A 21,182-nucleotide genomic window follows, 5' to 3' on the forward strand; every position below is an offset into this window, starting at 1 on the left:
GTCAGAGCGAGCTCTGCTCGCGAAGCCTCCGGCCCGGTAGCCCGGGCTTCAGCCCGGGAGCGGCGTGGCACGTCCCGGACTGAAGTCCGGGCTACATCAGGCTCACCCATGGGGCTGCGGGGGACTCCGATGGTGGGCTGAAGCGGAACGCCGCCCGGCCCCCCCTACGGGGAATGCCCCTGAATCGCGTGGTAACACCCAATGGGAGAGGCGAATTCATTCGCGAAACAGCTCCCGGCGCAAACGCGCTAGCCCGCAGCCCGCTCCGACGGCCGCCGCGCACCGGCCACCAGCTTGTCCACCGTCTTCGCCGCCGCAGCCATGCCGAAGCTGGCGGTGACCATCATCACCGCGCCAAAGCCGCCAGCGCAGTCCAGCTTCACGCCCTCCCCCACGAAGCTCTTCTGCTGGCACACCGAGCCATCGGGCTTGGGGTAGCGCAGCTGCTCGGTGGAGAACACGCAGGGCACGCTGTAGGTGCGCCCCGGCGTGCGGGAGAAGTTGTAGTCGCGGCGCAGCATGGAGCGCACCTTGGCCGCCAGCGGGTCGTTGAAGGTCTTGTTCAGGTCGGTGACCTGGATCTGCGTCGGGTCCACCTGGCCGCCGGCGCCGCCGGTGGTGACGATCTGGATCTTGCGCCGCTTGCACCAGGCGATCAGCGCCGCCTTGGCCGCCACGCTGTCGATACAGTCGATCACCGCGTCCAGCTCCACAGTGATGTACTCAGCCATGGTCTCGCGGGTGACGAAGTCGGCTACCGCATGGACCACACAGGCCGGGTTGATGGCGCGGATGCGCTCGGCCATCACCTCCACCTTGGCCTTGCCGACGCTACCGGCGATGGCATGCACCTGGCGGTTGGTGTTGGTGATGCAGACGTCGTCCAGGTCGAACAGGGAAATCTCCCCGACGCCGGAGCGTGCCAGCGCCTCGGCCGCCCAGGAGCCGACGCCGCCGATGCCGACCACGGCCACATGGGCGGCCTGCAGGCGCGCGAAGCCTTCCTGGCCGTAGAGGCGGGCGATACCGCCGAATCGTTCGTCTGTCATCTCGTCACTCCGTCGCCCACCGGCGGGCGGCGCGCATTATAGGAAGGGCCCCGCTCCGCCCCAAGCCCATCCCAGCTGAATGGCAGCCCATAGATTCGCCCTGGGTCGGCCGACGCTATAGTCCCTGCACACCGACAGGGGGAGCCCCATGCGCAACTTCACCTTCTACAACCCGACCCGCATCCACTTCGGCGAAGGCCAGATCGCCAAGCTGTCCCGGGAGATTCCCGCCGGCAGCCGGGTGCTAGTCACCCACGGCGGCGGCAGCATCTTCCAGAACGGCGTGTGGCAGCAGGTGGAGCAGGCGCTGGCCGGCTACAGCCTGGTGCGCTTCGCCGGCATCGAGCCCAACCCGCAGTTCGATACCCTGGTGCGCGCCGTCGAACTGGCCCGCCAGGAGCAGTGCGACTTCATCCTCGCGGTGGGCGGCGGTTCGGTGATCGACGGCAGCAAGTTCATCGCCGCCGCCCTCTGCCATGATGGCGACCCGCTGGACCTGCTCACCGGCACCCGCGCCCAGGCCGCCGTGCCGCTGGGCTGCGTGCTGACGCTGGCGGCCACCGGCTCGGAGAGCAACCCCCACGGCGTGGTCACCCACGTCGCCCGCCAGGAGAAGCTGCCCTTCTCCAGCCCGCTGCTGTACCCCCGCTTCGCCATCCTCGACCCGCACACCACCTTCAGCCTGCCGCCCCGGCAGATCGGCAACGGCGTGGTGGATGCCTTCGTCCACACCCTGGAGCAGTACCTCACCTACCCCGCCGACGCGCCCCTGCAGGACCGCCAGGCCGAGGGCCTGCTGCTGACCCTGATCGAGGAAGGCCCCAAGGCCCTGGCCAACCCCGAGGACTACGCCGTGCGCGCCAACCTCATGTGGTGCGCCACCCAGGCCCTGAACGGCCTGCTCGGCTGTGGCGTCCCCCAGGACTGGGCGACCCACATGATCGGCCACGAACTCACCGCCCTCTATCACCTGGACCACGCCCAGACCCTGGCCGTGGTGCTGCCCGCGCTGCTGGACGAACGCCGCGACGCCAAGCGCGAGAAGCTGCTGCAGTACGCCGAGCGGGTCTGGGGGCTGAGCGGTGACGAGGCGGCGCGCATCGACGGTGCCATCCACGCCACCCGCGCCTTCTTCGAGCGCATGGGCGTGCCCACCCGCCTGGCCGACCATGGCCTCGACGCCGACGCCATTCCCCGCGTCCTGGCCCAGCTGGAACGCCACGGCATGACCGCCCTTGGCGAGCGTCGCGACCTGGACCTGGCGGCCAGCGAACGCATCCTGCTGAAGGCGCTCTGACCCCCTTCGCAGCGGTGCCGTGCACACCGCTGCGAAACTTCCGCAGGCGCCGAAGGACAAAGGGTTTGTGCAGCGACGGAGCGGTACGTCTATCGTTCGTACACAATCTATACAGTCGCCGGACGCCGGAGTAGCATGCGCGCCGACCAGCGCTCGCTGGCGCTATCTCCCCCGTTCCACGCTTCGGAACCCGAAATCCCTATGTCATCGCGTAAATTTGGTCTCAACCTGGTGGTCTTCGTGGCGGTCGCCGCGTTGTTCACCGGACTCTGGGCGCTCTACAACCGTCCGGTCAGCGCGCCCGACTGGCCCGAACAGATCTCCGGCTACTCCTACTCGCCGTTCCGCGCGGACCAGAACCCGCAGCAGAACCGCTACCCCACCGACGAGCAGATCCGTGAAGACCTGGAGCTGCTGAGCAAGCAGACCGACAACATCCGCACCTACTCGGTGGACGGCACCCTGGCGGACATCCCCCGCATCGCCGAGGAATTCGGCCTGCGCGTGACCCTCGGTATCTGGATCAGCCCGGACGAAGCACGCAACGAGCGCGAAATCACCAAGGCCATCGAGATCGCCAACACCTCCCGCAGCGTGGTTCGCGTGGTGGTGGGCAACGAAGCCCTGTTCCGCCGCGAGATCAGCCGCAAGGACCTCTCCGCCTACCTCGACCGCGTACGCGCCGCCGTGAAGGTGCCGGTGACCACCTCCGAGCAGTGGCACATCTGGCTGAAGTACCCGGAGCTGGCCAACCACGTCGACCTCATCGCCTCCCACGTCCTGCCCTACTGGGAATTCATCCCCATGCAGGACTCCACCCAGTTCGTGCTGGAGCGCGCCAAGGACCTGAAGAAGGCCTTCCCGAAGAAGCCGCTGCTGCTGTCCGAAGTGGGCTGGCCGAGCAACGGCCGCATGCGCGGTGGCGCCGACGCCACCCAGGCCGACCAGGCCATCTACCTGCGCACCCTGGTCAACGCCCTCAACGCCCAGGGCTACAACTACTTCGTGATCGAGGCCTTCGACCAACCGTGGAAGGCCAGTGACGAAGGCTCCGTGGGCGCCTACTGGGGCGTCTACAACCTCGACCGCCAGCCCAAGTTCAACTTCGAAGGCCCGGTGATCGCCATCCCGCAATGGCGCATGCTCGCCGTCGCCTCGGTGGTCATGGCCCTGCTGGCCCTGGCCCTGACCCTGATCGACGGCAGCGCCCTGCGCCAGCGCGGTCGCACCTTCCTCACCTTCGTCGCCTTCGCCGGCGGTTCCGCCCTGGTGTGGATCGCCTACGACTACAGCCAGCAGTACAGCACCTGGTTCAGCATGACCGTCGGCGTGCTGCTGGGCATCGGCGCCCTGGGCGTGTTCATCGTGTTGCTCACCGAGGCCCACGAGCTGGCCGAGGCCGTGTGGGTCCGCGCCCGTCGCCGGCCGTTCATGCCGGTGCTGGCCGACAGCGCCTACCGTCCCAAGGTCTCCATCCACGTGCCCTGCTACAACGAGCCGCCGGAGATGGTGAAGCAGACCCTCGACGCCCTGGCCAACCTCGACTATCCGGACTTCGAAGTCCTGATCATCGACAACAACACCAAGGACCCGGCCGTGTGGGAGCCGGTGCAGGCCTATTGCGAACAGCTCGGCCCGCGCTTCCGCTTCTTCCACGTGGCTCCGCTGGCCGGCTTCAAGGGCGGCGCGCTGAACTACATCCTGCCGCACACCGCCCCGGACGCCGAAGTGGTCGCGGTGATCGACTCGGACTACTGCGTCAACCGCAACTGGCTGAAGCACATGGTCCCGCACTTCGCTGACCCGTCCATCGCCGTGGTCCAGTCCCCGCAGGACTACCGCGACGGCAACGAGAACACCTTCAAGAAGCTCTGCTACGCCGAGTACAAGGGCTTCTTCCACATCGGCATGGTGACCCGCAACGACCGCAACGCGATCATCCAGCACGGCACCATGACCATGATCCGCCGCAGCGTGATGGACGAACTGCAGTGGGCCGACTGGACCATCTGCGAGGACGCCGAGCTGGGCCTGCGCGTGTTCGAGAAGGGCTATGCCGCCGCCTACGCCCACGACAGCTTCGGCCAGGGCCTGATGCCCGACACCTTCATCGACTACAAGAAGCAGCGCTTCCGCTGGGCCTACGGCGCCATCCAGATCATGAAGGGCCACGCCCGCAGCCTGTTCATGGGCAAGGACTCCGAGCTCAAGCGCGGCCAGCGCTACCACTTCATCGCCGGCTGGCTGCCGTGGATCGCCGATGGCCTGAACATCTTCTTCACCGTCGGTGCCCTGCTCTGGTCGGCTGCGATGATCATCGTGCCGCAACGGGTCGACCCGCCGCTGCTGATCTTCGCCATCCCGCCGCTGACGCTGTTCTTCTTCAAGCTCGGCAAGATCGTGTTCCTCTACCAGCGTGCGGTGGGGGTCAACCTGAAGGACGCCTTCTGTGCCGCCATCGCCGGCCTGGCGCTGTCGCACACCATCGCCAAGGCGGTGCTGTACGGGTTCTTCACCAAGACCATCCCGTTCTTCCGCACACCGAAGATGCGCACCAACCACGGCCTGCTGATGGCCCTGGCCGAAGCCCGCGAGGAAGTGTTCATCATGCTGCTGCTGTGGGGGGCCGCCATCGGCATCGCCATCGTGCAGGGCCTGCCCAGCTCCGACGTGAAGTTCTGGGTCGCCACCCTGCTGGTGCAGTCGCTGCCCTACGCTGCCGCACTGGTCATGGCACTGCTGTCCTCGGCGCCGAAACCGGTGGTGGCCGAGCAGCCCCAACCCGCCGCGGCCTGACCTCCGCGAGCGTCCTAAACGGCGGCCAATGGCCGCCGTTTATGTTTTAAGATGTCGCCCTTTTCCGCCTTGCCGCCCCGGAGCCCCTGCATGACCGCCCTCTCCCCCACCCTGGAACTCGCCTGCGACCTGATCCGCCGCCCGTCGGTCACCCCGGTCGACGAAGGCTGCCAGGAGCTGATGATGCGCCGCCTGGAAGCCGCCGGCTTCCGCATCGAACGCATGCGCATCGAAGAGGTGGAGAACTTCTGGGCGGTCCGTGGCGGCGAGGGCCCGGTGCTGTGCTTCGCCGGCCACACCGACGTGGTGCCCACCGGCCCGGTGCAGGCCTGGCAACACCAGCCGTTCGAGGCCCTGGTGGACGAGCACGGCATGCTCTGCGGCCGTGGCGCCGCCGACATGAAGGGCAGCCTGGCCGCCATGGTGGTGGCGGTGGAGCGCTTCGTTGCCGAGCACCCGGACCACAAGGGCGCCATCGCCTTCCTCATCACCAGCGACGAGGAAGGCCCGGCGCACCATGGCACCAAGGCCGTGGTGGAACGCCTGGCCGCCCGTGGCGAGCGCCTGGACTGGTGCATCGTCGGCGAGCCCTCCAGCACCACCCTGGTGGGCGACGTGGTGAAGAACGGCCGTCGCGGTTCCCTCGGCGCCACCCTCACCGTGCGCGGCGTGCAGGGCCACGTGGCCTACCCGCACCTGGCGAAGAACCCGATCCACCTGGCCGCCCCGGCGCTGGCCGAACTGGCGGCGGAGCACTGGGACGACGGCAACGCCTTCTTCCCGCCCACCAGCTTCCAGGTCTCCAACCTCAACGCGGGCACCGGCGCGACCAACGTCATTCCCGGTGAACTGAAGGCGGTGTTCAACTTCCGCTTCTCCACCGAATCCACCGTCGAAGGCCTGCAGCAGCGGGTCAACGCCATCCTCGACAAGCACGGCCTGGACTACCACGTGGAGTGGGCCCTGTCCGGCCTGCCGTTCCTCACCGAGCCCGGCGAGCTGCTGGACGCGGTGGCCGCCAGCATCAAGGCCGTGACCGGCCGCGAGACCACGCCCTCCACCAGCGGCGGCACCTCCGATGGCCGCTTCATCGCCACCATGGGCACCCAGGTGGTGGAACTCGGCCCGGTCAACGCCACCATCCACCAGGTCAACGAACGCGTCCTGGCCAGCGACCTGGACCTGCTGACTGACATCTACCAACAGACCCTCGTCCGCCTGCTGGCCTGATCATGCTCACCTGCCCCCTCTGCCAGGGCGCCCTCACGGCGCTCGACAACGGCGTCGCCTGCCCCGCCGGCCACCGCTTCGACCGCGCCCGCCAGGGCTACCTCAACCTGCTGCCGGTGCAGCACAAGAAGAGCCGCGACCCGGGCGACAACGCCGCCATGGTGGAAGCCCGCCGGCGCTTCCTCGATGGCGGCCACTACGCCCCCCTGGCCCGCCGCCTGGCAGAACTGGCAGCCGAGCGCCAGCCGGGCCGCTGGCTCGACATCGGCTGTGGCGAGGGCTACTACACCGCCCAGCTCGCCGACGCCCTGCCGGAAGCCGACGGCTACGCGCTGGACATCTCCCGCGAGGCGGTCAAGCGTGCCTGCCGCCGTACACCCAACCTCACCTGGCTGGTGGCGAGCATGGCCCGCGTGCCACTGGCCGATGCCAGCTGCCAGTTGCTGGCCAGCGTCTTCAGCCCGCTGGACTGGCAGGAAGCGCAGCGCCTGCTGGCCCCGGGCGGCGGCCTGCTGCGCATGGGCCCGACCCGCGGCCATCTGATGCAGCTGCGCGAGCGCATCTATGACGAGGTGCGCGACTACGACGACCAGAAGCACCTGGCGCTGATTCCCGCCGGCATGGCCCTGGCCCACAGCGAAACCCTGGAGTACACCCTGCACCTGGACAGCGCCGAGGCCCGTGCCGACCTGCTGGCGATGACGCCCCACGGCTGGCGTGCCAGCGCCGAGCGCCGCGCTGCGGTGATCGCCGAACCGTTCGACGTGACGGTGTCCATCCGCTACGACTGGATCGTCAAGGCCTAGCCCCGGCGGGCTCGAAATAGCGCCCACTCCCCCTTAAACTTGCAGCCTCACGAGTGACCGCCCCGCGCACCGGCCGGGGCCCCGCCAGGACATTCCCATGCGCCAACCCGATATCGAGATCTACCTGAAGGACGCCGAACAGGACGCCGTCACCGCCTGGCTGACCGAAGCCATCGGTCCCTGCAGCGACTGGCAGGCGCGCGGCCAGACCTTCAAGTGCCGCGCGGGCGACATCCCGGTGACCTGGCTGCCCAAGGCCGTGGGCAAGTGGCACAGCCTCCTGCTGGAAAGCGATGCAACCCCCTGGGACAGCGACCTGGCCTGCGCCCAGGCGGCCCACCAGGCGCTGGGCGTGGAGATCCGCTGCGCCCCCGGCGGCTGGGACGAAGCCCAGGGCGAGGAAGACGCCGACCGCTGGCTCAAGGTCAATGCCGACGGCGTCAGCGAGATCACCTGGCGTACGGACTGACCCTCCCGCTGCAGACGAACCCGGCCCCGGCCGGGTTCTTTCATTCCGGCCCTCTTACGCCGCCTTGTTCATGAAGCCGCTGCAGCTTCATCCCCGAATCAGCCGCTGCACATCGCCTTCGGATTCGACACCCCCCGCGTGAAATGACCTACACGCGGAGCAGACGGACGGACTTTGACAATCATTCTCATTCTAATTAGTATCGCCATCCATCGAAGCCAACCACAGGTGCCGGTCCCCATGTACGTCTGCCTCTGCCAAGGTGTCACCGACGGTCACATCCGCGAAGCGATCTACGAAGGTTGCTGCAGCTACCGTGAGATTCGCGAGACGCTCGGCGTCGGCACCCAGTGCGGCAAATGTGCCTGCCTGGCCAAGCAGGTGGTGCGCGAGACCCTCACCGAGGTCCAGAGCAGCCAGGCCGCCCTCGCCTACCCGGCCACTTTCGTACCGGCCTGACCCCCCCTTTATGAAGAACCGGACCTCGAGTCCGGTTTTTTTATGCCCGCAAATCAAGCAGTTAGCGACAAGACGCGGACTTTAAGCGTTCGTATTCACATTCAAATTATCTTATATATCAATCACTTACGTTGACACCCCGGCGGAACTGGTTAAAATTCCGTCACTCAACCCCTTGCGTGGCAGGACCCCCTCATGAAAGGCGACAAGAAAGTCATCCAGCATCTCAACAAGATCCTCGGCAACGAACTGGTGGCCATCAACCAGTACTTCCTGCACGCACGGATGTACGAGGACTGGGGCCTGAAGAAGCTCGGCGAGCACGAGTACCACGAGTCCATCGACGAGATGAAGCACGCCGACAAGCTCATCAAGCGCATCCTCTTCCTGGAAGGCATCCCGAACCTGCAGGACCTGGGCAAGCTGATGATCGGCGAGAACACCAAGGAAATGCTCAGCAGCGACCTGAAGCTGGAGCACAACGCCCTGCCGGACCTGAAGGCCGCCATCGCCTACTGCGAAAGCGTCGGCGACTACGGCAGCCGCGAGCTGCTGGAAGACATCCTCGAGTCCGAGGAAGAGCACATCGACTGGCTGGAAACCCAGCTGGGCCTGATCGAGAAGGTCGGCCTGGAAAACTACCTGCAGTCGCAGATGGACGAGTAAGACACCCGCCCATGAAAAAGCCCCGCATCAGCGGGGCTTTTTCATTTCAGCGGGAGGCTCAGGCGCCGGCCTTGCTCACCGCATCCTTGATCAGTTGCTGCAACTCGCCCTTCTCGTACATCTCGACGAGGATGTCGCTGCCGCCGACCAGCTCACCCGCCACCCACAGCTGCGGGAAGGTCGGCCAGTTGGCGTACTTGGGCAGGTTGGCGCGGATTTCCGGGTTCTGCAGGATGTCGACGTAGGCGAACTTCTCGCCACAGCCCATCAGGACCTGGGCAGCACGGGCGGAGAAACCGCACTGGGGAGCATTGGGAGAGCCCTTCATGTACAGCAGGACGGTGTTGTTGGCGATCTGCTCTTTGATGGTTTCGATGATATCCATGGCTACCTCGGCTGAACTATCCGACTACAGGGTCGGCGCGGTGGCGGCATTGTAACGGAAGTCCGAGCATGTCGCTCGGACTTGCACGGGCACTTTTCAGGCCGCCACCACCTCCACCGGCACGCCATTCAGCGCGGCATTGCCGGACACGGCATCGAGGAACCGCTCGTCGGTCAGGTCATTGGCACTGGCCCCTGGCAACTCGGTGGCGATGGCCATCATCACACCGGGCCGCCCATGGCCCCAGCCGTGGGGCAGGCTCACCACACCGGGCATCATCTCCAGGCTCGCGGCCACCTCCACCTCGATGCTGCCGACCCGCGAACGCACCCTCACCCGCTGGCCATCGCTCAGCCCGCGCCGGGCAAGATCGTCCGGGTGCATGAGCAGCTGGTGGCGCGGCTTGCCCTTCACCAGGCGGTGGTAGTTGTGCATCCAGGAGTTGTTGCTGCGGACATGCCGCCGGCCGATCAGCACCAGCTCGCCGGCCACCGGAGCGGGTTGCTCGGCGAAGCGCGCCAGGTCCTGCATGAACAGCGCCGGGTCGGCCACCACGCGGCGCGCCTCGGTCTTGAGGCGGCCGGCCAGGTTCGGCTTGAGCGGCCCCAGGTCCAGCCCGTGGGGGTGCTCCGCCAGGCGCTCGACGGAAAGCCCCCAGCTGGAGCGCTCGCCATAGGGGCCGAAGCGCAGCCCCATGTCGATCATCTGCCGTGGCGGCAGGGTCGGCTTCAGCTCCACGCCGGTGCGCGCCGCGAAGGCCTTCGCCAGCCCGACGAAGATCTCCCAGTCATCCAGCGCACTGGCCGGCTTGGCCAGCACCGGCTCGTTGAAGCGGGTGACGTTGCGCACCGCGAACAGGTTGAAGGTGGTGTCGTAGTGGTCGTGCTCCAACGGCGCGGTCGGCGGCAGGATCAGGTCGGCGTAGCGCGTCGTCTCGTTGATGTAGAGGTCGACACTGACCATGAACTCCAGCCCGTCCAGCGCCTGCTCCAGGCGCCGCCCGTTGGGGGTGGAGAGCACCGGGTTGCCGGCCAAGGTGACCAGGGCGCGGATCTGCCCTTCGCCTGGGGTCAGCATCTCCTCGGCCAGGGCCGAGACGGGCAGTTCGCCGCCGTACTCGGGCAACCCGGAGACGCGGCTGTGCCAGCGCCCGAAGTGGCCGCCGGAGGTGGTCGCCACCAGGTCCACTGCCGGCTCGGTGCAGAGCACGCCGCCAGGCTGGTCAAGGTTGCCGGTGACCAGGTTGATCACCTGGATCAGCCACTGGCACAGGCTGCCGAACGCCTGGGTGGACACCCCCATGCGCCCGTAGCACACCGCCCGTTCGGCAGCGGCGAAGTCACGCGCCAGCTGGCGGATCACCGTGGGCTCGATGCCGCAACGCGGCCCCATGGCCTCGGCGGTGAAGGGCGCCACGGCCTGGCGCACGGCGTCGAGGCCGTCCACCGGCAGGTGGCTGGCCCGGCCGAGGCCTTCCTCGAACAGGGTGCTGAGCATGCCCAGCAGCAGGGCGGCGTCCTGGCCCGGCCGCACGAACAGGTGCTGGTCGGCGATGGCGGCCGTCTCGCTGCGCCGCGGGTCCACCACCACCAGGCGCCCGCCCCTGGCCTTGACCGCCTTCAAGCGCTTTTCCACGTCCGGCACCGTCATGATGCTGCCGTTGGAGGCCAGCGGATTGCCGCCGAGGATCAGCATGAAATCGGTGTGGTCGATGTCCGGGATCGGGATCAGCAGCCCATGGCCGTACATCTGGTGGCTCACCAGGTGGTGGGGCAGCTGGTCCACCGAGGTGGCGGAGAAGCGGTTGCGGGTCTTCAGCAATCCGAGGAAGTAGTTGCTGTGGGTCATCAGCCCGTAGTTGTGCACGCTGGGGTTGCCCTGGTAGACGGCGACCGCCTGCTGCCCGTGGCGGGCCTGGATATCGGCCAGTCGCTCGGCCACCAGCGCAAAGGCTTCGTCCCAACCGATGGGCTGCCACTCGCTGCCCGCCCGGCGCATGGGCTGGCGCAGGCGATCAGGGTCGTTCTGGATGTCTTGCAGGGCCACGGCCTTGGGGCAGATATGCCCACGGCTGAAGCTGTCCTGCGGGTCGCCCTTGATGGAAAGGATGTGCCGCGAGCCGTCCGCCCGGTCCTCGGTTTCGATGGCCAGGCCGCAGATGGCCTCGCACAGGTGGCACGCACGGTAGTGAACGGACTTGGTCATGGCCTTGCCTCATGTTCTTGTTCGAGACGACCGGTCGGGTCGCAATCGCTGAACTATGGAAGCAGGGCTGCCGCTTGACCAGCGGCTTAAGCGATGTGAATCGGCAGGCATCAAGCCTGCCGATTCGGGTGGTGCGGGCTTACTTGATGGAGCGGATGGTGCCCTTGTTGCCCACGACCTTGGCGCTGACTTTCTTGAACACGAAGTAGTCGTCGATGTTCAGCTCGTAGCGCGGGGCGACGATCAGGTCGGCGCCGGAGTTCTTCACGGCCTTGAAGGCAGCAGCGGACTTCACCGCGCCAACCGGATCGGGACCGAACGGCAGGCCGGAGGAAGCGCCGCCGTAGGTGACGCCGTCAGCGAACTGGCTGTCGCCACCGAACTGGATGAAGTTGAACAGGATGTTCACTTCGGACTGCCCGCTGATCGACTCACCGACGGCAACGTCGGCTTTCAGGTCGGTCTGGACTTCGGCTTCCAGGGCGGAAGACGGCTGGCTGATGTGGTAGCTGCTGCAGCCGGTTACCGAAGCAATCAGCGCCATCAGGGCAGCGGGCATCAGGAACTTTTTCATGTGGTACTCCATGTCTGGGAATGTGCCTCGGTCCTGTTCCACGTCTTGATGGACCGAGCCCCGGACCGGGTCCGATCCGGGGAGGCGACACCCTACAGCCCTGGTTTTTTTCCCATCAGTTCATGACTTCCCAAGCTGCCGTCAGGCTACTCCCCGCCGCTTCGACGAAGCATCTGCGGGGCAATTTGCGCCTATGCGTAATTTCCTTATAAGATCGCGCCTTCCCCATTCCGTCGCCCCCGAGCGGCCCAGCCCGCCGGTCCCGCCTGCTTTTCCTCGAAAAACCCGGCCCGGACTTGCGGCCAGCGGCAACAAAAAGGTAGTCAGCAATGAGCGCAAGGCATTTTCTCTCCCTGATGGATTGCACCCCCCAGGAGCTGAGCAGCCTGATCCGTCGAGCCATCGAGCTGAAGGATCTGCGCCATCGAGGGGTGCTCTACGAGCCGCTCAAGAGCCGCGTGCTGGGGATGATCTTCGAGAAGGCCTCCACCCGTACCCGCCTGTCCTTCGAGGCCGGCATGATCCAGCTCGGTGGCCAGGCGATCTTCCTGTCCCCGCGCGATACCCAGCTGGGCCGTGGCGAACCGATCAGCGACTGCGCCATCGTCATGTCGCGCATGCTCGATGCGGTGATGATCCGCACCTTCGCCCACAGCAAGCTGGTGGAGTTCGCAGCCCATTCCCGCGTGCCGGTGATCAACGGCCTGTCGGACGACCTGCACCCCTGCCAGTTGCTGGCCGACATGCAGACCTTCCAGGAGCACCGCGGCTCGATCCAGGGCAAGACCGTGGCCTGGATCGGCGACGGCAACAACATGTGCAACTCCTATATCGAGGCGGCGATCCAGTTCGACTTCCACCTCAACGTCGCCTGCCCCGAGGGCTACGAGCCCAGTGCCGCGCTGGTGGCCCAGGCCGGCGAGCGTGTCCGCGTGATGCGCGACCCGCGCGAAGCGGTGCGTGGCGCCCACCTGGTGAGCACCGACGTCTGGACCTCCATGGGCCAGGAAGAGGAAACCGAGCGCCGCCTGGCCCTGTTCGCGCCCTACCAGGTGAACAAGGAAATGCTGGACCTGGCCGATGAAGCGGTTATCTTCATGCACTGCCTGCCAGCACACCGGGGCGAGGAAATCAGCATGGACCTGCTGGACGATCCCCGTTCAGTGGCCTGGGACCAGGCAGAAAACCGCCTGCACGCCCAGAAGGCGCTGCTGGAATTCCTCGTCGAACACGCGTCCAGAGCATGAGCCACGAACTGCTACTCAACCTGCGTGACCTGAGCTGCGGCTACCAGGATCAGCGCGTCGTCCAGAACCTCAACCTCCACCTCAACGCCGGGGACATCGGTTGCCTGCTGGGCCCCTCGGGTTGCGGCAAGACCACCACCCTGCGCGCCATCGCCGGCTTCGAACCGGTGCTGGAAGGCGAGATCAGCCTCGCCGGCGAGGTCATCTCCCGCGCCGGCTACACCCTCGCCCCCGAGCGGCGGCGCATCGGCATGGTGTTCCAGGACTACGCCCTGTTCCCCCACCTCACCGTGGAAGAGAACGTCGGCTTCGGCATCCGCAAGCACCCGCAGCGCGAGCGCATCGTCGGCGAGCTGCTGGAGCTGGTGAACCTCTCGGCCCTGGCCAAGCGCTTCCCCAACGAGCTGTCCGGCGGCCAGCAGCAGCGCGTCTCCCTGGCCCGCGCCCTGGCGCCGGAGCCGGCCCTGCTGCTGCTCGACGAACCCTTCTCCAACCTCGATGGCGAACTGCGTCGGCGCCTCAGCCACGAGGTCCGCGACATCCTCAAGGCCCGTGGCACCAGCGCCATCCTGGTCACCCACGACCAGGAAGAAGCCTTCGCCGTCAGCGACCAGGTCGGCGTGTTCAACAAAGGCCACCTGGAGCAGTGGGACACCCCCTACAACCTCTACCACGAGCCGGCGACCCCCTTCGTCGCCAGCTTCATCGGCCAGGGCTACTTCATCCGCGGCCAGCAACTGAGCCCCGACACCGTGCAGACGGAGCTGGGCACCATCCGCGGCAACCGTGCCTACACCTGGCCGGAAGGCAGTGCGGTGGACGTGCTGCTGCGACCGGACGACATCGTCCCCGCCAGCGATGCCGGGCTGAAGGCCACCGTCACCGGCAAGACCTTCCTCGGCGCCGCCACGCTCTATCGCCTGCAACTGCCCACCGGCACCCAGCTGGAAGCCATCTTCCCGAGCCATGCCGACCACGCACCGGGCCAGGAAGTGGGCATCCGCATCGCCGCCGATCACCTGGTGGTGTTCCCTGCCCAGGGCAGCGTCGCCGCCCAGTTGCCGGTACAGGACAGCGGCGTCCGTCGCTACGTCACCGCCGGCTGATCCCGCCGCGCGTCGGCGAGCCGCTCAAGGCTCGCTGACGCCGTAGCGCCCCATCACCTCACGCAGCTTGCCGTTCTCCCGGTAACGGGCCAGGCCGTCCTCGAAGATCGCGGCGTAGCGTGCGCTGGCAGTCAGCGCCGGGGAAAAGGCCAGGTAGATGGCCACGTCCGGCGAACGGCAGCCCGCCAGGCGCAGGCGCTCCGAGGGCGGCAGGGTGGATTGCAGGTTGTCCATCACCCAGCTGTTCTCGATGGTCGCATCGAGCCGACCGTGACGGACCTTCTCCATGTTCATGTCCAGCGCCTGGTCGCCCGCCACCACCTGCACCCGGTCGCCGCGACTGCGGTGCATGCGGATATAGGTGTCGATTTCCTGACCGTAGCTGTAGCTGTTGATGCTGCCCAGGCGCACCTGCGGCAGCGAGGGCAGCCCCTGGTAGCGCCACGTGGCATCCAGCGCCGTGTAGAAGCACATGCGCGAGATGCCGGGTGCAGTAGGGGTGTAGACGAAATCCGGTGCGTCCTGGATGCCGGCACCGATCACCGCGTTGACCTTCCCCGCCCGCGCATCGCTCAGCGCCCGGGCCCAGTTGACCACCCGGTACTCCACCTCGATGCCGGACTCGGCAAAGATCTCCCGGGCCAGCTCGACGAAGATCCCCGGGCGGGGCGAATCGGGTTGGCAATTGATCGGGCACCACAGGTCACCGGCAATGACCAGGGTCTCCGCCTTCGGGGAGCCGGAGGCGAACAGGGCAGCCAGGCCGAGGACCAGGGCTGCCGGGATCAGACGTGCATCCTTGATGAACAAGACGAACTCCCTTCATGAGCGGCCAGCCAGGCGTGGAACGCTACCCCTGGGAAGCCTCGCTGCGTACCCGCTGGACGGCATCCAGCCATCCCTCGTAAAGCTTCGCCCGGTGGGCCTCGGCCATGCGCGGCGCAAAGCGCTGCTGGCGATGCCAGTGACGGGCGATTTCGTCCAGGTCCCGGTACAACCCCGCCTTCAGGCCCGCCAGGTAGGCGGCGCCCAGGGCGGTGGTCTCGGTCACCTCGGGGCGTTCGACCGCCACACCGAGGATGTCCGCCAGGAACTGCATGACCCAATTGTTCTCCACCATCCCGCCGTCCACGCGCAGGGCGCTGGGCGCGGCGGCCCCGTCCTGGCGCATGGCTTCCAGCAGATCACGGGTCTGGTAGCACACCGACTGCAGGCCGGCGGTGACGATCTCCTTGATCCCGGTGTCGCGGGTCAGGCCGAAGATCGCGCCCCGGGCCTTCGGGTCCCAGTAGGGCGCACCGAGTCCGGTGAAGGCCGGCACCAGGTACACGCCACAGGCATCCCCGGTCTGTTCCGCCAGTGCCTCGGTATCCCGGGCATGGCTGATCAGCTTGATGCCATCGCGCAGCCACTGAACCGCCGCGCCGGCAACGAAGATACTGCCTTCCACAGCGTAGGTCACCTTCCCATCCAAGCGGTAACCCACAGTGGTCAGCAGGCGGTTGCGCGAGGTCACCGGCGTGTCGCCGGTGTTCTGGATCATGAAGCAGCCGGTGCCGTAGGTGCTTTTCACCATGCCCGGCTGGAAGCAGGCCTGGCCGATCAGCGCTGCCTGCTGGTCGCCGGCCATGCCCAGCACCGGGATGGCGCTGCCCAGCAGCCCGGCCTCGGTGACGCCGAACTCGGCGGAGCAGTCCAGCACCTCCGGCAGCAGGCTCGGCGGAATGTCGAACAGCCGCGTCAGGTGATCGTCCCAACGCTGCTCATGGATGTTGAACAGCAGCGTGCGCGAGGCGTTGGTGGCGTCGGTGCGGTGCACCTTGCCGCCGGTCAGGCGCCACAGCAGGAAACAGTCCACCGTGCCGAAGCGCAGCTCACCGCGCTCGGCGCGCTCACGGGCGCCCGGCACGTTGTCGAGGATCCAGCGCAGCTTGGTGGCAGAGAAATACGGGTCGATCAGCAAACCAGTGCGCCGCGCCACTTCCTCGTCGTGCCCATCGGCCTTGAGGCGGGAGCAGTAGTCGGCGGTGCGGCGGTCCTGCCAGACGATGGCCGGGTGGATCGGCGTGCCGGTCTCGGCGTCCCACACCAGGGTGGTCTCGCGCTGGTTGGTGATGCCGATGGCCGCGATCTGCGATGCCTGCAGCCCGCTCTGGCGGATGGCCTCGCGGCAGACCTTGAGGGTCGTCAGCCAGATTTCCTCGCCGTCGTGCTCCACCCAGCCGTCCTTCGGGAAGTACTGCTTGAACTCCGTCTGGGCGCGGGCGACAGGCAGGCCCTGGGCACTGAATACGATGGCGCGACTGCTGGTCGTGCCCTGGTCGATGGCAAGAAGGTACTGGGCCATTCCGGCTTCCTTGTTGTTATGGAGGGGTCATTCCCGCCCGATGGCGGCGAACTGGGCCTGGGTGTGTTCGGCCAGCACCTGCGCCGCCAGCTCCACTTCCAGGCCGCGCCGACCGGCGCTGACATGAATGGTGGGGTGGTCCAGCGCGGAGCGGTCGATGAAGGTGCGCAGGCGCTTCTTCTGCCCCAGCGGACTGATGCCGCCCACCAGGTAGCCGGTGGCGCGCTGCGCCGCATCGGCCGGGGCCATGTCGGCCTTCTTGGCGCCCGCCGCATGGGCCAGGGCCTTCAGGTCGAGGCTGCCAGCCACCGGCACCACGGCCACCAGCAGCTCGCCCTTCTCGGTGGCCGCCAGCAGGGTCTTGAACACCCGCGCCGGGTCCAGCCCGAGCTTTTCCGCCGCCTCCAGGCCATAGGAGGGCGCCTTCGGATCATGGGTATAGCTGAGCACACGGTGCTCGGCCTTGGCCTTCTTGAGCAGGTCGATGGCTGGAGTCATGTTCGATAGTGAAAACAATGCGACGAAGTGGTCGTACCTTAGCTGAAAAGTCGCTCTTCGACAGCCCGCCGCTATAATGCGCGTCAAAAATCCGGGACCCCGTTCATGACCCTGGCACCCCGCCAACAGAACATCCTCGACCTCGCCCGCGAACGCGGCTACGTCAGCATCGACGAACTGGCCCAGGCCTTCGCGGTGACGCCGCAGACCATCCGCCGCGACATCAACCAGCTCGCCGAACAGGGCCTGCTGCGACGCACCCATGGTGGCGCGGCCGCCGATGCCTCAAGCATCCAGAACACCGCCTACGCCATGCGCGCCGGGCAGATGCGCGACGAGAAGCAGCGCATCGCCGAAGCCGTGGCGGCGCAGATCCCCGACCACGCCTCGCTGTTCATCAACATCGGCACCACCACCGAAGCCATCGCCCGCGAATTGATGGGGCACAAGGGCCTGAAGGTGATCACCAACAACCTGCACGTCGCCGCCCAACTCGCCGACCGACCCGATTTCGAAGTGCTGGTGGCAGGCGGCACGGTGCGCAGCGACGGCGGCATCGTCGGCCCCTCGGCGGTGGACTTCATCCGCCAGTTCAAGGTCGACTTCGCCATCGTCGGCATCAGCGGCATCGACGAGGACGGCAGCCTGCTGGACTTCGACTACCAGGAAGTGCGCGTCTCCCAGGCCATCATCGACAACGCCCGCCAGGTGTTCCTCGCCGCCGACTCCAGCAAATTCGGTCGCAACGCCGTGGTGCGCATGGGCTCCATCGCCCTGGTGGACCGCCTGTTCACCGACCACGCCCCCTCCCCCGCCCTGGCCCGGCTGATGGCCGAGCACAAGGTCCAGCTCGAACCGGTCTGACCCCGCCTGCCTTTCGTCGCCCATCCCGCCGTGACCGCTTGGCGGGGGTGGCGATTCGCCTTCGCTTCGTCTAGCATTTTTCGGAAACGAACATTCAAAGTTCACTTTCGATTCAGGTGCCTTGCCATGCCCGCCTCGACGAAGCGCTCCGCGCCCATATCCGAAGTCTATGACCTGGCCGTGATCGGCGGCGGCATCAACGGTGTCGGCATCGCCGCCGATGCAGCCGGGCGCGGCCTGTCGGTGTTCCTTTGCGAACGCGACGACCTGGCCCAGCACACCTCCTCTGCCAGCAGCAAGCTCATCCACGGCGGCCTGCGTTATCTGGAGCACTACGAATTCCGCCTGGTGCGCGAGGCCCTGGCCGAGCGCGAAGTGCTGCTGGCCAAGGCGCCGCACATCGTCCGCCCGATGCGTTTCGTGCTGCCCCATCGCCCGCACCTGCGCCCGGCGYGGATWATCCGCGCCGGCCTGTTCCTCTACGACCACCTCGGCAAGCGCGAGAAGCTGCCCGGCTCCCGTGGCCTGCGCTTCGGCGTCGGCAGCCCGCTGCAGGCCGGCATCAGCCGTGGCTTCGAATATTCGGATTGCTGGGTCGACGACGCGCGCCTGGTGGTGCTCAACGCCATGAGCGCCCGCGAGCACGGAGCCCACATCCACAGCCGCACCCGCTGCGTCAGCGCCCGGCGCAGCAAGGGCCTGTGGCACATCCACTTGGAACGTGCCGACGGCACCCTGCTGTCGATCCGCTCCCGGGCCCTGGTCAACGCCGCTGGCCCCTGGGTCGCCCGCCTGCTGAAGGACGACCTCAAGCAGAAGTCGCCCTACGGCATCCGCCTGATCCAGGGCAGCCACATCGTCGTGCCCCAGCTCTACGAGGGCGAGCACGCCTACATCCTGCAGAACGAGGACCGCCGCATCGTCTTCGCCATCCCCTACCTGGGGCGTTTCACCCTCATCGGCACCACCGACCGCGAGTACCAGGGCGACCCGGCGAAGGTGGCCATCACCGAGGAAGAAACCCGCTACCTGCTCGACGTGGTCAACCAGCACTTCAAGAAGCAGATCAGCGCCGACGACATCCTGCGCACCTACTCCGGCGTGCGCCCGCTGTGCGACGACGAATCCGACGACCCGTCCGCCGTCACCCGCGACTACACCCTGGCGCTGGACGCCCACCCGGGCGAAGCCCCGCTGCTCTCGGTGTTCGGCGGCAAGCTCACCACCTACCGCAAGCTCGCCGAGTCGGCCCTGGCGCAGCTCGCCCCCTTCTTCCCGACCATGGGCGGCAGCTGGACTGCCACCGCCACCCTGCCCGGCGGCGAGTCCATGGACAGCCAGGAGGCCCTGGCCGAAGCCCTGTGCGAACGCTACGGCTGGCTGCCCAACAGCCTGGCCCGACGCTGGGCCGGCACCTACGGCAGCCGCGTATGGAAACTGCTGGAAGGGGTCGCCAACCTCACCGACCTGGGCGAACACCTGGGCGGTGGCCTCTACACCCGCGAAGTGGACTACCTGTGCCGCGAGGAATGGGCGCAAGACGCCGAAGACATCCTCTGGCGCCGCACCAAGCAAGGGCTGTTCATGACCCCCGGCCAGCAGGAACGCCTCGCCCAATACCTGATCCACCGAGCCCAGGCCGACGCGGCCTGAGGCCTTGCGAGCAGCGCTCGCGCCTACATCCCCGCCATGAATCGATGCGGTTCGCCGAGCTCACGGCATCCTACGGGCTGCTCCGTAGGATGGGCTGAGCTGTGCGAAGCCCATCGCTGGGGCTGCACAGCGCCATGGGTGAACCTGGCGTAGCCCGGACTTCAGTCCGGGAAGCCCCACCCGCTCCCGGGCTGAAGCCCGGGCTACGAAGACCAAAGGCTTCGCGAGCAACGCCAGCGCCTACATCCCCGCGATGAATCGATGCGGTTCGCCGAGCTCACCGCATCCTACGACTGCTCCGTAGGATGGGCTGAGCTGTGCGAAGCCCATCGCTGGGGCGGCACAGCGCCATGAATGAACCTGGCGTAGCCCGGACTTCAGTCCGGGAACCCCCACCCCGCTCCCGGGCTGAAGCCCGGGCTACGAAGGCCAGAGGCTTCGCGAGCAACGGTCGAACCTATGTAGGCGGCGCACTCACAACTGCGCGAAGTGCCCGTCCGCCGGCTGTCGGTGGGCCATCAGGTGCGGCAACACGGCGGCCAGCAGCGGCTCCTTGAAGGCGTCCTGGAAGCGATGGGCGAGCCCGGGGATCAACCGCAGCTCCGCGCCCTTGATATGCGCCGCCACATGCACCCCGTGCATCACCGGCAGCAGCGGGTCGGCGGTGCCGTGCACCACCAGGGTCGGCACGTGCAGGCGGTTGAGCAGTTCCACCCGGCTCGGCTCGGCGAGGATCGCCAGCATCTGCCGCTGCACGCCTTCGGGGTTGAACGCCCGGTCATAGGCCCGCGCGGCCTGCTCCAGCAGTTGCGCCCGGTCATCGGTCACCTGCGGGCTGCCCAGGGCGGCCAGCAGGTCGGCCTGCTGTTCCAGCGCCACCTGGCGGTTCGGCGCCTCGCGGCGGGCCAGCAGCGCCAGCAAGGCATCGCTGGGCGCCGGCAGGCCCTGGGCGCCGGAACTGGTCATCACCAGGGTCAGGCTCAGCACCCGCTCCGGGGCCATGTCCGCCAGATGCTGGGCGATCATCCCGCCCATGCTGGCGCCGAGCACATGAGCCTCGCGCACCTTCAAGGCGTCCATCAGGTGCAGCGCATCGCCGGCCATGTCCCGCAGGCTGTAAGGCGCCTCCACGGGGAAGCCCAGGCGGTAGCGGATCACTTCATAGGTCAGGTTCGCGCTGGGCGCCGTCTGGGCCCAGGCGGACAGACCGACATCCCGGTTGTCGTAGCGGATGACGCGAAAACCCTGCTCGCACAGCGCCGCCACCACCTCGTCCGGCCAATGGATGAGCTGGCCGCCCAGCCCCATGATCAGCAGCAGGGCGGGGTCATCGGCATCACCGATGCTCTGGTAGGCCAGGCGCACGTCTCCCAGCGCCACCGTCTCGGTGGGTACGTGGGTGTCGCAGCGCGCAGCGGCAAAGGCTGGCAGGCCGCCCAGCAGGGCGACGAGAAGAATGAACAGGCGCATGGTGGAAATCCGGAATGCAGAACCCCAGTGAAGCGCGATTCTGATGAATTCCCGTCGTGCC

Annotated in this window: 19 protein-coding genes; 11 read left to right on the forward strand and 8 right to left on the reverse strand. The window is 67.2% G+C overall.

From position 1 onward, the window contains the following. Positions 1 to 248 precede the first annotated feature (248 nt). Positions 249 to 1,049, reverse strand: a complete 801-nt coding sequence (tcdA, locus tag SZ55_RS26890; protein WP_044414406.1) for a tRNA cyclic N6-threonylcarbamoyladenosine(37) synthase TcdA — start codon at positions 1,047 to 1,049, stop codon at positions 249 to 251. A 148-nt stretch (positions 1,050 to 1,197) separates the two neighbouring features. On the opposite strand from tcdA, the gene SZ55_RS26895 reads away from it, so the two are divergent. From SZ55_RS26895 to bfr, 7 genes are all read left to right on the forward strand, one after another. Further along, positions 1,198 to 2,346 (forward strand): iron-containing alcohol dehydrogenase, encoded by a 1,149-nt coding sequence (locus SZ55_RS26895; RefSeq protein ID WP_044414408.1) that lies wholly within the window; start codon positions 1,198 to 1,200, stop codon positions 2,344 to 2,346. A 201-nt stretch (positions 2,347 to 2,547) separates the two neighbouring features. Continuing rightward, a complete protein-coding gene (locus tag SZ55_RS26900) occupies positions 2,548 to 5,142 on the forward strand; it encodes a glycosyltransferase (RefSeq protein WP_044414409.1) in 2,595 nt (864 codons plus the stop codon). Positions 5,143 to 5,232: 90 nt separating this feature from the next. After that, positions 5,233 to 6,372, forward strand: a complete 1,140-nt coding sequence (dapE, locus tag SZ55_RS26905; RefSeq protein ID WP_044414412.1) for a succinyl-diaminopimelate desuccinylase — start codon at positions 5,233 to 5,235, stop codon at positions 6,370 to 6,372. 2 nt (positions 6,373 to 6,374) lie between these two features. After that, the gene (locus tag SZ55_RS26910) at positions 6,375 to 7,178 is read left to right on the forward strand and encodes a putative RNA methyltransferase (protein WP_044414414.1); all 804 of its coding nucleotides are present in this window, start codon (positions 6,375 to 6,377) and stop codon (positions 7,176 to 7,178) included. A 97-nt stretch (positions 7,179 to 7,275) separates the two neighbouring features. Further along, a complete protein-coding gene (locus SZ55_RS26915) occupies positions 7,276 to 7,647 on the forward strand; it encodes a hypothetical protein (protein ID WP_044414416.1) in 372 nt (123 codons plus the stop codon). Between the two features lie 240 nt (positions 7,648 to 7,887). Further along, a complete protein-coding gene (locus tag SZ55_RS26920; RefSeq protein ID WP_044414418.1) occupies positions 7,888 to 8,106 on the forward strand; it encodes a bacterioferritin-associated ferredoxin in 219 nt (72 codons plus the stop codon). A 195-nt stretch (positions 8,107 to 8,301) separates the two neighbouring features. Further along, positions 8,302 to 8,772 (forward strand): bacterioferritin, encoded by a 471-nt coding sequence (gene bfr, locus SZ55_RS26925; protein WP_044414420.1) that lies wholly within the window; start codon positions 8,302 to 8,304, stop codon positions 8,770 to 8,772. A gap of 58 nt (positions 8,773 to 8,830) precedes the next feature. On the opposite strand, the gene grxD is transcribed toward bfr, so the two are convergent. From grxD to SZ55_RS26940, 3 genes are all read right to left on the reverse strand, one after another. Then, positions 8,831 to 9,157 (reverse strand): Grx4 family monothiol glutaredoxin, encoded by a 327-nt coding sequence (gene grxD, locus SZ55_RS26930; protein WP_044414422.1) that lies wholly within the window; start codon positions 9,155 to 9,157, stop codon positions 8,831 to 8,833. 96 nt (positions 9,158 to 9,253) lie between these two features. Beyond that, a complete protein-coding gene (locus SZ55_RS26935) occupies positions 9,254 to 11,362 on the reverse strand; it encodes a molybdopterin oxidoreductase family protein (protein WP_044414424.1) in 2,109 nt (702 codons plus the stop codon). A 139-nt stretch (positions 11,363 to 11,501) separates the two neighbouring features. After that, positions 11,502 to 11,936 (reverse strand): lipoprotein, encoded by a 435-nt coding sequence (locus SZ55_RS26940; RefSeq protein WP_044414427.1) that lies wholly within the window; start codon positions 11,934 to 11,936, stop codon positions 11,502 to 11,504. Between the two features lie 329 nt (positions 11,937 to 12,265). Between SZ55_RS26940 and argF the strand changes: the two genes are divergently transcribed. Next, positions 12,266 to 13,183: an ornithine carbamoyltransferase gene (argF, locus tag SZ55_RS26945; protein ID WP_044414430.1), complete on the forward strand. Its 918-nt coding sequence runs from the start codon at positions 12,266 to 12,268 to the stop codon at positions 13,181 to 13,183. Next, complete coding sequence (locus SZ55_RS26950; protein ID WP_044414432.1) at positions 13,180 to 14,289, forward strand: ABC transporter ATP-binding protein; 1,110 nt, start codon at positions 13,180 to 13,182, stop codon at positions 14,287 to 14,289. Before argF ends, SZ55_RS26950 begins: the two co-directional genes overlap by 4 nt. Before the next feature lie 24 nt (positions 14,290 to 14,313). On the opposite strand, the gene SZ55_RS26955 is transcribed toward SZ55_RS26950, so the two are convergent. From SZ55_RS26955 to ybaK, 3 genes are read right to left on the reverse strand one after another with little or no spacing between them, the layout of a single operon-like run. Continuing rightward, positions 14,314 to 15,099: a substrate-binding periplasmic protein gene (locus tag SZ55_RS26955; protein ID WP_052807682.1), complete on the reverse strand. Its 786-nt coding sequence runs from the start codon at positions 15,097 to 15,099 to the stop codon at positions 14,314 to 14,316. 40 nt (positions 15,100 to 15,139) lie between these two features. Continuing rightward, complete coding sequence (glpK, locus tag SZ55_RS26960) at positions 15,140 to 16,636, reverse strand: glycerol kinase GlpK (RefSeq protein WP_044414434.1); 1,497 nt, start codon at positions 16,634 to 16,636, stop codon at positions 15,140 to 15,142. 27 nt (positions 16,637 to 16,663) lie between these two features. Then, positions 16,664 to 17,134, reverse strand: coding sequence for a Cys-tRNA(Pro) deacylase (gene ybaK / locus SZ55_RS26965; protein ID WP_044414438.1), 471 nt, complete (start codon positions 17,132 to 17,134; stop codon positions 16,664 to 16,666). A gap of 105 nt (positions 17,135 to 17,239) precedes the next feature. On the opposite strand from ybaK, the gene SZ55_RS26970 reads away from it, so the two are divergent. Continuing rightward, a complete protein-coding gene (locus SZ55_RS26970; protein ID WP_044414439.1) occupies positions 17,240 to 17,998 on the forward strand; it encodes a DeoR/GlpR family DNA-binding transcription regulator in 759 nt (252 codons plus the stop codon). A gap of 126 nt (positions 17,999 to 18,124) precedes the next feature. Then, the gene (gene glpD, locus SZ55_RS26975; RefSeq protein WP_044414441.1) at positions 18,125 to 19,651 is read left to right on the forward strand and encodes a glycerol-3-phosphate dehydrogenase; all 1,527 of its coding nucleotides are present in this window, start codon (positions 18,125 to 18,127) and stop codon (positions 19,649 to 19,651) included. Positions 19,652 to 20,125: 474 nt separating this feature from the next. Here the strand turns inward: glpD and SZ55_RS26980 are convergent, their stop codons facing one another. Continuing rightward, entirely contained in the window at positions 20,126 to 21,121 is a 996-nt protein-coding gene (locus tag SZ55_RS26980) for an alpha/beta fold hydrolase (RefSeq protein WP_044414444.1), read from the reverse strand. Positions 21,122 to 21,182: the final 61 nt, after the last annotated feature.

The sequence above is a fragment of the Pseudomonas sp. FeS53a genome (assembly GCF_000931385.1).
Classification (GTDB): Bacteria; Pseudomonadota; Gammaproteobacteria; order Pseudomonadales; family Pseudomonadaceae; genus Metapseudomonas; species Metapseudomonas otitidis.

Excerpts from the sequence above, each read along its gene's own strand:
- tcdA (WP_044414406.1), bottom strand. The coding sequence starts at position 1,049 with ATGACAGACGAACGATTCGGCGGTATCGCCCGCCTCTACGGCCAGGAA.
- SZ55_RS26895 (WP_044414408.1), top strand. The coding sequence starts at position 1,198 with ATGCGCAACTTCACCTTCTACAACCCGACCCGCATCCACTTCGGCGAA.
- SZ55_RS26900 (WP_044414409.1), top strand. The coding sequence starts at position 2,548 with ATGTCATCGCGTAAATTTGGTCTCAACCTGGTGGTCTTCGTGGCGGTC.
- dapE (WP_044414412.1), top strand. The coding sequence starts at position 5,233 with ATGACCGCCCTCTCCCCCACCCTGGAACTCGCCTGCGACCTGATCCGC.
- SZ55_RS26910 (WP_044414414.1), top strand. The coding sequence starts at position 6,375 with ATGCTCACCTGCCCCCTCTGCCAGGGCGCCCTCACGGCGCTCGACAAC.
- SZ55_RS26915 (WP_044414416.1), top strand. The coding sequence starts at position 7,276 with ATGCGCCAACCCGATATCGAGATCTACCTGAAGGACGCCGAACAGGAC.
- SZ55_RS26920 (WP_044414418.1), top strand. The coding sequence starts at position 7,888 with ATGTACGTCTGCCTCTGCCAAGGTGTCACCGACGGTCACATCCGCGAA.
- bfr (WP_044414420.1), top strand. The coding sequence starts at position 8,302 with ATGAAAGGCGACAAGAAAGTCATCCAGCATCTCAACAAGATCCTCGGC.
- grxD (WP_044414422.1), bottom strand. The coding sequence starts at position 9,157 with ATGGATATCATCGAAACCATCAAAGAGCAGATCGCCAACAACACCGTC.
- SZ55_RS26935 (WP_044414424.1), bottom strand. The coding sequence starts at position 11,362 with ATGACCAAGTCCGTTCACTACCGTGCGTGCCACCTGTGCGAGGCCATC.
- SZ55_RS26940 (WP_044414427.1), bottom strand. The coding sequence starts at position 11,936 with ATGAAAAAGTTCCTGATGCCCGCTGCCCTGATGGCGCTGATTGCTTCG.
- argF (WP_044414430.1), top strand. The coding sequence starts at position 12,266 with ATGAGCGCAAGGCATTTTCTCTCCCTGATGGATTGCACCCCCCAGGAG.
- SZ55_RS26950 (WP_044414432.1), top strand. The coding sequence starts at position 13,180 with ATGAGCCACGAACTGCTACTCAACCTGCGTGACCTGAGCTGCGGCTAC.
- glpK (WP_044414434.1), bottom strand. The coding sequence starts at position 16,636 with ATGGCCCAGTACCTTCTTGCCATCGACCAGGGCACGACCAGCAGTCGC.
- ybaK (WP_044414438.1), bottom strand. The coding sequence starts at position 17,134 with ATGACTCCAGCCATCGACCTGCTCAAGAAGGCCAAGGCCGAGCACCGT.
- SZ55_RS26970 (WP_044414439.1), top strand. The coding sequence starts at position 17,240 with ATGACCCTGGCACCCCGCCAACAGAACATCCTCGACCTCGCCCGCGAA.
- SZ55_RS26980 (WP_044414444.1), bottom strand. The coding sequence starts at position 21,121 with ATGCGCCTGTTCATTCTTCTCGTCGCCCTGCTGGGCGGCCTGCCAGCC.